Raw genomic sequence first — 12,630 nt, forward strand, 5'->3', positions numbered from 1 at the left:
TATTGAAAAAATTGTAAATTGTCATTTTTTGTTTAGGAGTGGAACAAATTGACGGAAAAATCGAGAATTCTACTGTTTATGAATGATTTAATGGAAAAAAGAGGTCCGCTTATTTTACACTTGTTAAGTGCCATTGTCGGTGTCCGAGTCCTTTTTGAAATGACGGATTTGAAGCATCAACTACTAGCCACCATTTTCTCTGTGACTTTTGTCCTATCATCGGTATTCAGAAAACAAGCCCCTCTCTTCTATCCTTTATTTGTTATTTCCCTCTTAACCTTTACCCTCATTACTATTTTCTCTAGCATTGACCTTTTCACCCTATTGTCATTAGCGTACAATTTTCTATTTATCAGTGCCTTTTTAATTCCAAACCCTTTCATCAATTTATTGGTTGGAACTGTTTTCATCAGTTTGCTTTTAACCTACCAAGATAGTAATTCAATCTATCTGATTAAAGGAAATATTGTCTCTGTGGCTGTTAATACGGTTGTTTATTCCCTTTTCGCTTTTTTAATCAAATATTTATTTAAAAAGAAAATCGATTTACAAGAGAGTGAACGCAGTAATCAGTTATTACTAAGCTTGCTTCCCGACCCGCTTGTTATTCACCAAAATGGTGAAATCGTTTTTGTTAATCAAGAAGGATTAAAGTTATTGCGGGCTAAGACCCAAAATGAGGTGGTTGGAAAAACAATTTTTAACTTTATACAATCTTCTCATCACGAAGTCGTAATGAGTAATATTGAGTCTATCCTGACTAATCCCGAACTGATTCCACAAGTAGATATTAAAATATCCACTTTAAATGATGAACTAATCGATATTGAAACGATGACATCGATGATTAACTATAATGGTAAGCCTGCCCTTTTATCGAGGATCAGAGATATTACATCACAAAAGAATCAAACCGAAGAGTTAATTCAAAAATCGGACAAGCTTTCACTCGTTGGACAGCTTGCAGCAGGGATTGCCCATGAAATTCGAAATCCGTTAACCTCCCTAAGAGGATTTATTCAGTTACTGCAGTACAAAACGGAGGAAAATAAAGAATACTGTGACATTATGTTGTCAGAACTGGATCGAATCAATTTAATTGTTGGCGAGTTTTTAATTTTGGCTAAACCTCAAATGATTAAATTTAGTAATAAGAATATCAATCACATAATTCGCCATGTTGTCACCTTAATTGGAACACAGGCGATTATCAATAACATTGATATGGATTATAAATTGACGAAAAACCTGCCAATGGTTTCTTGCGAGGAAAATCAGCTTAAGCAAGTGATTATTAATTTAATTAAAAATGCGATTGAAGCGATGCCAGATGGCGGTACGATACATGTACAAACAGGGCTGTACGATGAGGATATGATTTTTATTAAAGTAATCGATGAAGGATATGGAATACCCGAAGAAATGATTGCCAAGCTCGGGGAACCTTTCTACACGACAAAGGAACAAGGAACCGGCTTAGGCTTAATGGTTTGTTATAACATAATTGAAAATCATCAAGGACAAATGAAGGTATATAGTGAGGTCAATAAAGGAACCACCTTCGAGATCATACTGCCTATTTCCACAAATAGAGTGGAAAATGTAGAAAGGAAAATATCTTAGAAGAACAAAAAGCGCTTGAGCTGGAATACGAAAAATTTCGTCTAAAGTTATCCACAAGTTTAAAATTTTAAAATTCTTTTAGAACACAAAAAGGCCACCATCATGTATGGGGCCTTTTCTTTACATTTTGATTGGTTTTCCTAACAAGTAACCTTGTCCATATTTGCAGCCTAGTTTGGCAAGAAATTGTAGCTGCTCTTCTGATTCTATTCCTTCTGCGACCACTTCAATCTTATAATCATTTGCAATGGATAAAACCGCATTAATAATGGTTGTTTTTTGTGGGGTAATCGGGTTAATAAACGATAAATCTAGTTTCACTTCATCGGCCGGAAAATTACCTAAATACTGCAAGGAACTATAGCCAGAACCAAAATCATCGATAGACACCTTGATGCCTAACTTTTTTAATTGGTGAAGTTTGACAATAGTATTGCCTGGGTCCTTCATTGAGCAAGTCTCGGTGATTTCGATTTTTAACTGTGTAGGATTAACTTTGGCTTTTTGTACAGCCGCTTGGATATGGTCGACGATATTTTGATGAAAATGCAAACCTGAAATATTAACAGATAAATGGATACCTGGATGTGTTTCATCTAACTCTTTTAATTTTTGACAAGCAAGCATTAACACCGTTTTTTCAATTTCAATAATAATTCCAGATTGTTCAGCAAATGGGATAAATTGATTCGGGGGAATAACCCCTTTTTCTGGATCCAGCCACCTTACCAAAGCCTCATAGCCGATAACCTTTTTTGTCGCGATTTCGACAATCGGTTGAAAGACTAAATAAAATTCATTTTTTTGCAAAGCTTTTTTAATTTTATGCTCGAGATTTAATGGATAAAGTGGATTCATATTCTCGGTAAATAAACAATATTTAGACCGTGTTCCTTTTGCCGTAAACATTGCCTTCTCCGCAGAATGAATGAGCCTTTCCGCTGTATGACCATGGTCTGGCCATTGGGATATGCCTAGACTGCATTCTAGGACGGTTTCCATTCCATAAAAAAGCTGCGGAATATGATTCAGTGTATAAAGGAGACCTTCAATCTGACTGATGAATATGTCAAATGGAGGATTTTCTACAATGATACCAAACTCATTTCCATTGATTCTTGCAATAAATACATCATTTCCGTACGTTTTCGTTAACAGACTGCCGATATGTTTGAGAGCAAGATCACCTATGTGAAAGCCATAGCTATTTAATTCTTTTAAATTATCTAGACTAAGAATGACTACATATAAAGTAGAAATGCTATCTGATTTTTCCCGTAAATATTGACCTAAAGTAGAAAAGAAATTTCGACGGTTTGGCAAACCTGTCATATCATCATAAAAGGCTAATTGCTTGTGAATGCTCTCCACCCTTACCTTATGAGAAATATCGCTTCCTAGTAAAATGACACCCTTTAATTCTCCCTCGACAACGGAAGGAATTAAGGTAATCCGCATAAATACACTATGCCCTAAAACATGGTTAAGCGTTAACTCCTGCTGTATCGAAATTCCATTTCGAAGTTCCTTCCTTTGCAGAGCTTTTTTCAAATTCTCCTGTATTTCTAGCCATTCATGCCCATTAGATGGTGAATATCCTAATGCTAAAGTAAAAGCTTCATTTACTTGTACCATTTTTAAATCCTTGTTAAAAGAAGCTGCCGCAAATAAGTTGCTATAAAATAAAGAGTGGTAAAAACTCACTGCCTTTTCTGCGAGTTCACCCACAAGCAAACCATCTAGCTTTTCCTGCTTTTCCAGAGTCATTTATCTCACCTATTTGTTGGCCAATTTTTACAAAATTATATCATAATTAACTTTTTCAAAATACTTATTTATGAAAACAAAACAGTGGTTAATATTACCAATACAATAGGAGTTTGGTCTTATAATACTTTTCAAGAAAAATAATCGCGGATAGATGTGGATAACACTATAAAGCCAAAGGTTATCCACGATTTAGTTGTAGATAACTATTCACAATAGTTGATAAGTTTTTAAAAATTTCAATTTCATTTCATTTATCCTGTGGATAAGAGGAAAATTTATATTTTTTGAAAAGTCAGACTCCAGCAGGAATAAAGTCCTGAATAGAGAATAAATATTTAATCATTCATTGGGACTTAGGAGGATTTTAATGGCGCTTAGGAATTATATTGTGAGGCGAATTTTTCAAGCTATTCCACTATTGTTTATTATTTCCGTTCTTTCTTATTTATTAATGGCCTTAGCCCCCGGGGACGTGTTAGCGTTATTTGAAGACCCCGGTGCTACACATGCAGCAACTATGCTGCAACGGGAACGAGTTCTCGAGAGGCTAGGTTTAGATGTTCCTATCCATATGCAATATTTTAATTGGATCAAAGGGATATTGTTGGATGCTAATTTTGGCTATTCCTTTTTAGATGGCCAGCCTGTTTTCCATAAGATTGTCGAAAGAATTCCAGCTACCCTTTGGCTTACCGGTACGGCTTTAGTTATTTCCTTAATCATTGCCATTCCTATTGGCGTCTATTCGGCTGTAAAACGAAACTCATTTGTTGATTTACTATTTTCCTTTTACTCTTATCTTGGAATTTCTTCACCTGCGTTCTTCGTTGCTCTAATCGGGATTCTCTTTTTCAGCTTAAAATTAGGTTGGGTTCCTGTCAGCGGAATGCGTGAAGTGTATGACCATTTTAGTTTAGTCGATCGAATCAAGCATCTTATCCTGCCTGCCACAGTCCTTTCATTTGGCATGGTTGCAGGAAATACCCGCTTTATCCGTTCTAGTATGTTAGAAGTGATTAATCAAGATTATATCCGTACCGCACGTGCAAAAGGAGTTTCAGAGTTCAAGGTTATTTTTAAACATTCGCTTCGAAATGCTTTGCTACCGATTATCACCATTGTTGCGATGCAATTGCCAATCATTGTGGGCGGAGCCTTTATTATTGAGCAAATTTTTGGATGGCCAGGCCTAGGGCGTCTAGCCATAACCGCTGTATTCATGAGGGATTATCCTCTTATTATGGGAACGACTATGCTAGTGGCGGTAGCCGTGATCATATGTAACTTGTTCGCGGATATTATGTATGCCGTTATAGACCCGAGGATTCGGTTTCAGAAGCGGGAAATGTAATAAAGCGAAGACCATTCATACCAGAGGGAGCACCCTCTCATGAATGGTCTTTTTTAATGACAATATTTGTCGAAAAATTTAGGTAATTCACCTACAAAATTTTACAATATTTTTCATATACAAATATTACTATCATTTTATAGCGACTTTTGTCCTAGATAAAAAGAACTATTATGTAACTTATTAGGTCTTTTCGTAAAACCAGGTAGGGTTTTGAAGTTTTATAGATTACTTCATCTTATTAATTAAGTTAAGGGCAAACTATCTGAAAAGGTAGGACGCAAAGCTATAGGGGCTTAAGTATTATTCATTCATACAATGCCAGCCAGCTGCCAATAGGCGCCCGGAACTTATTATAAAAATAATAACGAAAGGGGGCCGCCGCTTATGTTAAAAACCTTACTCTTTAAATTAAAGAAATTATCAATCATGCACACTTGGAAACTAGATTTTTAATATTTGGACAAGCATCTATTATATTTAAAAATTTAATTTAAAGGGAGATTCATAAAAATGAAATATAAAGTAATAATGTTCTTATTATTTGCTACCATGTTCGTTTTGACTGCTGTTTCTGGATATAAATTAGATTAATCGTTAAGCGTATGAGATTTAGGGTTGGGCCGGGATACTCTCCCGGCTTTTCTTCAAAGGGGGGTATTTATGTTTATCGATAGTTTATTAGTTGGGTTGGTTGTTGGGAAGATCCGTGGGGGAAACTTTAAATCATTTTTAGATATGAGAGTAAAAAATGCTTATTTAATCATATTTGCCTTTTTAACGCAATTTCTCGTTATCTATTTTTATTCCAAAGCACTTCTCTTTGCTGTCACACTCAGTTATTTGATCTTATTTATATTTTCCATCTTTAATCGTCACCTTACAGGGTTAATTTATATTGCGATTGGAATGGCTTTGAATTTAATCGTGATGGTAGCTAATGGCGGAAGAATGCCAGTGGATCCGCATGCGGCAGGCTTGCTTGCACCTGAAGATTTACCTGCCCTTCTTGCCGGTGAATACGGAAAACATATTGCGATTTCAGACCACACGTTGTTTAACTTTTTAGGAGATATCTTTTACCTCCAAGCGCCCTATCCACATCCGATTATTATTAGTCTCGGAGATATTGTGATTAGTATCGGCGTGTTCCTTTTTATCCAAAAAACAATGGTTAAAAAACATATTAATTAGGGTGGTACGATGGACAAGAAAAGCGCAATACCATTAAATATATATTTTGTTTCTTGTATTCTAGGCTATTTATTCTTATTTTTTCATTTTTCATATGATATCAGTCTCCACCTTTGGGTGGTTATCACGACCTTTGCTTTTCTTGCTGCCTTTTTTGACACTAACCCAATCGTCCTCCCTTCTGGGGAAAACATGGCGTTAGTGATGCCGTTATTTTTCACAGTAAGTACCATTTACGGAGAATTCGCCATGCTGGCTGTCGCAGCCTTTATGTGTACCATCCTGTGTATTTCCATTCCGAAGAAGTCCAAATCCCATATCTTTAACTCGGTACAATACTCGATTGCAAGCTTATGCGGATTGAAGGTTTATTTAGCACTTGGCGGAGAAACTGGGGGTCTCGATTTAAGCACAAGCCTCCCTTTTTTAGGCTATAGCGTTGTTTATTTCTGTTTAAACGTTATTCTACTCGTCACCTATTTAGTGATAGCAGGCAGAGGGACAACGAAGGAATTATTGCAGGTGTTTGTGGAGAAAAAGAATGTTTTAACCTATTTTACGATTATGTCATTCGGATTACTGATGGTCACTGTCTACCAGCAGCAAGGTCTGACTGGTTTAATGCTCATGAGCTTGATCATGTGGGCATTAGGCGTTTCCTATCGCAATTATTATAAGATGTTTGATCATTTCAGAGATTTATCGACAAAGGATGAACTGACCGGTCTTTATAATCATCGCTATTTCCAAGAAAGCTTAAAGGAACAAGTTGAGACGAAAGAACTTGTTTCATTGCTACTATTAGATTTAGATTATTTTAAGACGTATAATGATTTATTTGGTCATCCAAAAGGAGATCAATTATTAAAAGAAATCGCCATGTTATTATCATTAGATTGCCCGAAAATCGGTACGATTTGCCGATATGGCGGCGAAGAATTTGCCATTATCCTTCCTAATATTGATTCAAACGAAGCCATTGAAATTGCGGAAAAGATTAGAACAAGAGTATCCAATCATCCATTTAGCGGAAAAGAACATATGCCTGGAAAAACAGTCACCGTTTCCATTGGGGTATCCACCTACCCGCATACAGCTGAACACAAAGATAGCTTGATCATGCACGCCGACCAAGCTCTTTATAAAATAAAATATACAAGTCGAAATAAGGTTCATCTTTACTCCTCTGTTATTGATGAATTAAAAACAAGCTTTACTTTTGAAAATAAAGAGGAAGATGTGTTACAAACGATCAAAACCTTCTTAACGATTATTAACTCAAAGGATCGGTATACTTACGCCCACACCGAACGAATTATGGAATATGCAGAAAAGTTAGCCAAGAATTTGGGGCTTCCTGAAGATGAAGTCAAGACGGTCCGTTATGCCGCTTTATTACATGATATCGGGAAAGTAGAAGTCCCAACAGATGTCTTGAATAAACAATCCAAACTGACGAATGAAGAATGGGAAACGATTAAAATGCATGTCATTTGGGGAGAAGAGATGGTGAAGCCCATCAAAGAACTGTCTCAATGTCTGCCGATTATCAGACACCACCACGAACGATATGATGGTAGAGGTTACCCTGATAACTTAAAAGGTGATAATATCCCATTACTTGCAAGAATTTTGACTGTTGTCGATAGCTTTGATGCGATGACGACCAATCGTCCATACCAAAAGGTGAAAAGCTTTAAAGATGCCTGTGAAGAGTTAGTCAAATGCAAAGGAACACAGTTTGACCCCGATATCGTTGATCCATTCATTAAAGTAATTTCGGAAACCCACCCAGAGCAATTTTATCAAGCGCCTTTAACGAAGGCGATGTAAAATACGAAAAGCGCAAGCGCCTTGGTAAGCGATGTTCTTAAAACAGAAAAAAACAGCCATTTGATTGGCTGTTTTTTTATTATACCGCTTCATTCCCTCGCTTTTTTTCATCGACAACGAATAACACACCGAGTTCATGATGCTCCCCTTCAAATAATGCCCGTTGGACAAAACGAATTTGCCCATTCGTATCAATTACTTCTAGTTTACAATGAGCACGATTTCGCTGCAGAGCTTCGTAAAAGGCTTGTTCATTATAAACTGAAGTTCCGTTCACCTTTGTAATTAATTCTCCAACCTGCAGAGCCATTTTTTCCGCGGGAGATTGCGGCAGGATTCCAAGAATCATGACACCATGATTTCGTTTTGAAAAATAAAATGGCATATTCTCCTCAGACAGTCTTTGTCTTAGAGTTAACGTTTCTCTTCCGATCATTGCCAAAGCGATCACCGCAATGGTCGCAAGAGGGATCCAATAACCAATAGAAGCAAGTAATAAGGTAAGAACCCCTAAGGTGATGATACGTTTTCCAAGCAGTTGAATGGCTTCTTTCGGTAGCTGTGCTTGGACTTGCTGATGGAAACCAACAGCAAATGGGACAAGTAATAGCGAGTACTCATGCCCGCCAATGCTGAACACCGGCCACCAATCGAAAGGTAAGGTAATTGCATCGCCTGGTAGGAGAAGAAACATCGGCACGGCCCAAAGGCGCTTCACCTCATGAATCCCAACAGATTGTCCGCGTTTACTCTTTATGAGCTTTGGTGAAGTGGCAACCGAACCATTACGCAGGATCAAAATCCCCTCTATCACAACAAGGATGGCAACTAAAATCCCTAACGATGGATATATTTTTTCATCAAGGTCTGTAAATGTATGGGAGAAAATCGGAATAGGCAAGGTTCTTCCAGCCGCAAAAATGAGGGCGAAAAAGGCCGTTCCTACGATATAAACAGGTGAAATGAGGCGCATTCTGCCTGTCAGACTCCATAAAAATGTAAAAAGCGCAACTAGGATCACTGCTCCTAATGGAACGACGATACCACCTGCCAGCATAAGTAAGGACGCACCTAACCCAAGCCAAATACCTAATGGCCAAAGCTGCCGCAGCTCAAAATAAGCATCCTGTACCCGAACGTGAAAATTTCGTCTCTCTCGTTTCACGCGAAGAACACCGAGCACGGCTGCCAGAAAGAATAAATAATAAAAAAGCGGATTCCAAAACATTTTTCCTGTCGCTCTTAACAATTCCCATAGCCACTCCTGTACCAAAATCAACCCACCTACTCTCCTATAAATGATCAACTCTATTTTCTAAAAAACGTATGTTTTTAACTTTAGTAGACTATTAAACCTATTTTACCAAATAAATAGCAGATAGGCATCACCTGAAATCATAGATTACAAAATAGACTCTAGATATTTAGCAGAATTTTGGTGGGTTGTTTGGAATGAACGGGGATCGGCGGGCGTTTGCACTTTAACGCACCACCGCACCGGGGGTCTGACCCCCGGTGCTTTAAAGTGGAAAAGCGCCGAGGGTTTTGTACCCGGCGCTTTTGAAGGATAAACTTCATTTCTCCATGTAATGCTTTACCGTTTTGCTGCGACGTATTTTAGAGCAGTTTGGAGCTGGAGGTCATTTTCTTCGTTACGAACTTCCTTTACAACCTCAGCTTCTAGGGCTGCTGCTGTTTTCTTATCGATCTTTCCTGTGACATCTAAGCCAGTTTGTTGTTGGAATGCTTTAACGGAAAGTTCGGTTCGGTTGTTATAATAGCCATCAGTACGGCCTGGTGCATAACCTAATCCCTTCAATATCAATTGTGCATTCTTGACCTTCTCATTGTTCATATCCAGTTCTAGCGGCTTTTCGACTTGCAGTGGGTGGGCATGATAAATTTCTGTCTGCTTGACTTCAATATCTGGTTTTATACCTTGTTTATGAATCCAATTTCCATTTGGTGTGAGCCACTTAAATAAAGTCAGCTTAATGTTACTTCCATCACCCATCGGAACGGCTTGCTGAACAGTCCCTTTTCCGAATGTGTTCTCACCAATCAATGGATAACCTTCCGCTTCCTTTAAAGCACCTGCTAAAATCTCCGAAGCTGAGGCACTTCCTTTATCCACTAAGACAGCAACTGGATAATCCTTCTCCTTCTTTAAAGAAGAGAAATAACGCTTCTTCTCGCCGCTTCGTGTTTCAATTTGCACATAAGGCTTATCATTTGTGACGAACTCCTTTAAAATTTCCTCGACACTGGATAATAAGCCACCTGGATTACCTCTAACATCGATGACTAAACCTTCAATATCCTCTTTTTCTAAATCCTTCAGCTGCTTCTTAAAATCACTTGCCGTATTTTCTGAGAAAGAAGTGATTTCAATATAACCAATCTTCTCTCCACTTTCATTTTTCACATCTGAATGTACCGTTTCTAGTGGAATTTCATCACGCTTAATATTCACTGTTATTGGATCTTTTAATCCTTCTCGTAAAATTTCTAATTTTACGATTGTCCCTTTTTTCCCTTTAATTTTCAAAGTGGCTTCGTATAAATCGAGTCCTTCCACTGACGTTCCATCTACTTTTAAAATTTGATCCTTTGGTTTAATTCCCGCCTTTTCAGCTGGGGAATTTTTAAAAGGAGAAACAATAATGATTTTCCCATCTGATTCACTTACTTCTGCACCAATGCCTTCGAAAGATGAGTCCAGTGCTTGGCTAAATTGAGCAGCTGTTTCTTTATTCATATAAACAGAATAAGGATCATCTAATGTCGAAAGCATTCCTTGAATAGCTCCTTCAACCAATTGAGATTGATCCACTTTTTCGACATAACGTTGAAGAATTAATTCATAGGCTTGTTCCACTTTTTCTAAATTTGCTGGTTGATTACCATCTGTTGAGATCAACGGTGTTTCTCCTGACTGATTATCAAAACCTGAAGCCGTATCACTACCTAACCATTTCATGCCAGCATAAGTACCGCCAGCTCCTGTTATCAAAGAGCCTGTCATAAGAATCGCTATCCACTTACGGTTCATTCCTTGTCCTCCTCATCCACATGTATCTCATAAGCTGTTCTTTCCCTATTCGTCACAACTTCTCTTTTTTCCTTGTAAAAAGCAGGATTAAATCTAAGATACGAGATAGTCTTGGTTATTAAGATATATGAAATAAGAGGACGAGTTATGCTTGGTTTATAGCATATCCTTGTGAATCACCTAGAAAGTACCAGAAGTTTCTACAACATAAACATGGAAAAACCGCAAATACTACTTTTTGTAATACCGCATTTCAGAAATTAGTGAAAGAAGGAATCAAGAATGACAGTTGGAACTCAAATTAAAACAACACTGGCTGGTTTAAAAAGTGCCCAAGCTAGTTTAGAAACGTTCTCATTAGGAACTGACAACCAAACAGCAAAACAACTATACCAAACAGCTGCAAAACAAACTCAAGCGATTATCGATAGCCTTGAGCCACGTTTACAGGAAATTGAAGCAGAAGAACCACAATACAAACAATAATGCTTTCGGTTGGCTATTTTGCCAACCCTGTTTTCATTTATATTTTTTCTAAGGAAGATGATGTTTATGACAATTGCCTCTAATGTGAATCAGTGTGTAGCAACTCTAAAAGGAATTGAAGCACAACTCTCCATCCTTGCCTTAAATTCGGAAGAAGAAAGTGCCAAGCGAGCTTTCCATGAGGTAATGGTAGAAATGGAGAAAGTTCGAAATGAACTACAAGCAAGAGTAACCCAAATGGAATTAGAGGAACCACAATATAAAAATTCGTAATCATGAAAGTAGGTGACATAGGTGGCGGAACCGGTCCATATCATAATTCGGACATTTGTTTTTATAGCATTTCTCATTTTAATCACAAAAATAGTTGGAAAAAAACAAATTTCTGAAATCTCCTTTTTCGAATATGTTTCAGGAATTACAATCGGTAGCATTGCCGGTGAAGTGATTATGGGACTTGAAAGGCATATTATGTACGGCATCATCTCCATACTTATTTTTGGATTTGTAACGGTCTTTGTTGATATTACCTCTCTTAAGAGTAAAAAATTTAGGGATCTCATTGAAGGCTCGGGAACGGTTTTAATTAAAGGTGGAAAAATCCAAGAAGAAAATTTAAAAAGAGAGCGATTTTCAACCGATGAGCTTGCTTCCTTACTTCGTCGTCAAAATGTGTTTAAAGCGGCAGATGTTGAATTTGCTGTATTAGAGCCAACAGGTGATATTAGTGTTTTATTAAAAAAGGAAAACAGACCCTTAACACCAAAAGACCTTCAATTAGTAGTGGCTCCTGAAAAAGAACCGCAAACGATTATTATGGATGGACAAATCAATAATGATGCGATGGCACAGGCAGGAAAAACCCGTGAATGGCTGAATACAGAATTAGCTAAATTAAATGTCACTGTTGAAAATGTATTCTTTGGGCAAATTGACTCCTACGGCGAACTAACCGTAGATTTATATGATGATCAGATTCAGGTTCCTTCGCCACAACAGCGTCCACTATTAAATGCGATGTTAAAAAAATGTCAGGCTGACCTTGAACTTTTTTCATTAGAAACCAATTCCGAAAGTGCTAAAAAAATGTACACCAAAAATGCAAAACGAGTCCAGGAAGCCATTCAAAAGCTAGAGCCGTTTTTAAATTAAAAAAAAGCTGTTTTCGTATAGTTTTTCGTTTTCGTAAAAATCCCTAAAGCCGGATTTTTACAGGCTCTCTTAATAAGTGCTCAGCTCTTTTCTTATTATTCATATGAGTTCATCACCCTATATGCTGAAATACCTATTTTATTAGTCACAAAAAGCAACCAAGTTTCAG

Annotated in this window: 10 protein-coding genes and 1 riboswitch; of the genes, 7 read left to right on the forward strand and 3 right to left on the reverse strand. The window is 37.4% G+C overall.

Annotated elements, in window-relative coordinates; genetic code table 11:
* The first annotated feature begins 48 nt into the window (after nt 1-48).
* A complete protein-coding gene (locus tag ACSBPO_RS19585) occupies nt 49-1,623 on the forward strand; it encodes an ATP-binding protein (protein WP_442596258.1) in 1,575 nt (524 codons plus the stop codon).
* A gap of 120 nt (nt 1,624-1,743) precedes the next feature.
* Here ACSBPO_RS19585 and ACSBPO_RS19590 read toward each other — a convergent pair whose 3' ends face one another.
* Nucleotides 1,744-3,390 carry an EAL domain-containing protein gene (locus ACSBPO_RS19590; protein WP_442596260.1) on the reverse strand — a complete coding sequence of 549 codons (1,647 nt, stop codon included), beginning with the start codon at nt 3,388-3,390 and terminating at the stop codon, nt 1,744-1,746.
* 370 nt (nt 3,391-3,760) lie between these two features.
* On the opposite strand from ACSBPO_RS19590, the gene ACSBPO_RS19595 reads away from it, so the two are divergent.
* The 3 genes from ACSBPO_RS19595 to ACSBPO_RS19605 all read left to right on the forward strand — a co-directional run bounded on the left by ACSBPO_RS19595 (nt 3,761) and on the right by ACSBPO_RS19605 (nt 7,771).
* A complete protein-coding gene (locus tag ACSBPO_RS19595) occupies nt 3,761-4,744 on the forward strand; it encodes an ABC transporter permease (RefSeq protein WP_442596262.1) in 984 nt (327 codons plus the stop codon).
* Nucleotides 4,745-4,989: 245 nt separating this feature from the next.
* Nucleotides 4,990-5,081: riboswitch (cyclic di-GMP riboswitch) on the forward strand.
* A gap of 326 nt (nt 5,082-5,407) precedes the next feature.
* A complete protein-coding gene (locus ACSBPO_RS19600; RefSeq protein ID WP_442596264.1) occupies nt 5,408-5,938 on the forward strand; it encodes a DUF5317 domain-containing protein in 531 nt (176 codons plus the stop codon).
* A gap of 9 nt (nt 5,939-5,947) precedes the next feature.
* Nucleotides 5,948-7,771, forward strand: coding sequence for a bifunctional diguanylate cyclase/phosphohydrolase (locus ACSBPO_RS19605; RefSeq protein ID WP_442596266.1), 1,824 nt, complete (start codon nt 5,948-5,950; stop codon nt 7,769-7,771).
* 79 nt (nt 7,772-7,850) lie between these two features.
* Here ACSBPO_RS19605 and ACSBPO_RS19610 read toward each other — a convergent pair whose 3' ends face one another.
* On the reverse strand, nt 7,851-9,044 hold the full coding sequence (locus ACSBPO_RS19610) for a PDZ domain-containing protein (RefSeq protein WP_442596268.1): 1,194 nt from the start codon (nt 9,042-9,044) through the stop codon (nt 7,851-7,853).
* Nucleotides 9,045-9,365: 321 nt separating this feature from the next.
* Complete coding sequence (locus ACSBPO_RS19615; protein ID WP_442596270.1) at nt 9,366-10,823, reverse strand: S41 family peptidase; 1,458 nt, start codon at nt 10,821-10,823, stop codon at nt 9,366-9,368.
* 282 nt (nt 10,824-11,105) lie between these two features.
* Between ACSBPO_RS19615 and ACSBPO_RS19620 the strand changes: the two genes are divergently transcribed.
* The 3 genes from ACSBPO_RS19620 (at nt 11,106) to ACSBPO_RS19630 (ending at nt 12,461) form a co-directional block, all read left to right on the forward strand.
* Complete coding sequence (locus ACSBPO_RS19620; protein WP_442596272.1) at nt 11,106-11,309, forward strand: DUF1657 domain-containing protein; 204 nt, start codon at nt 11,106-11,108, stop codon at nt 11,307-11,309.
* Nucleotides 11,310-11,375: 66 nt separating this feature from the next.
* Nucleotides 11,376-11,582, forward strand: coding sequence for a DUF1657 domain-containing protein (locus ACSBPO_RS19625; protein ID WP_442596274.1), 207 nt, complete (start codon nt 11,376-11,378; stop codon nt 11,580-11,582).
* Between the two features lie 21 nt (nt 11,583-11,603).
* Entirely contained in the window at nt 11,604-12,461 is an 858-nt protein-coding gene (locus ACSBPO_RS19630; RefSeq protein ID WP_442596276.1) for a DUF421 domain-containing protein, read from the forward strand.
* Nucleotides 12,462-12,630 lie beyond the last annotated feature (169 nt).

Origin of the sequence: Neobacillus sp. D3-1R (assembly GCF_052180215.1) — a bacterium.
Taxonomy (GTDB): domain Bacteria; phylum Bacillota; class Bacilli; order Bacillales; family Cytobacillaceae; genus Pseudoneobacillus.

Excerpts from the sequence above, each read along its gene's own strand:
- ACSBPO_RS19590 (WP_442596260.1), bottom strand. The coding sequence starts at position 3,390 with ATGACTCTGGAAAAGCAGGAAAAGCTAGATGGTTTGCTTGTGGGTGAA.
- ACSBPO_RS19595 (WP_442596262.1), top strand. The coding sequence starts at position 3,761 with ATGGCGCTTAGGAATTATATTGTGAGGCGAATTTTTCAAGCTATTCCA.
- ACSBPO_RS19600 (WP_442596264.1), top strand. The coding sequence starts at position 5,408 with ATGTTTATCGATAGTTTATTAGTTGGGTTGGTTGTTGGGAAGATCCGT.
- ACSBPO_RS19605 (WP_442596266.1), top strand. The coding sequence starts at position 5,948 with ATGGACAAGAAAAGCGCAATACCATTAAATATATATTTTGTTTCTTGT.
- ACSBPO_RS19615 (WP_442596270.1), bottom strand. The coding sequence starts at position 10,823 with ATGAACCGTAAGTGGATAGCGATTCTTATGACAGGCTCTTTGATAACA.
- ACSBPO_RS19620 (WP_442596272.1), top strand. The coding sequence starts at position 11,106 with ATGACAGTTGGAACTCAAATTAAAACAACACTGGCTGGTTTAAAAAGT.
- ACSBPO_RS19625 (WP_442596274.1), top strand. The coding sequence starts at position 11,376 with ATGACAATTGCCTCTAATGTGAATCAGTGTGTAGCAACTCTAAAAGGA.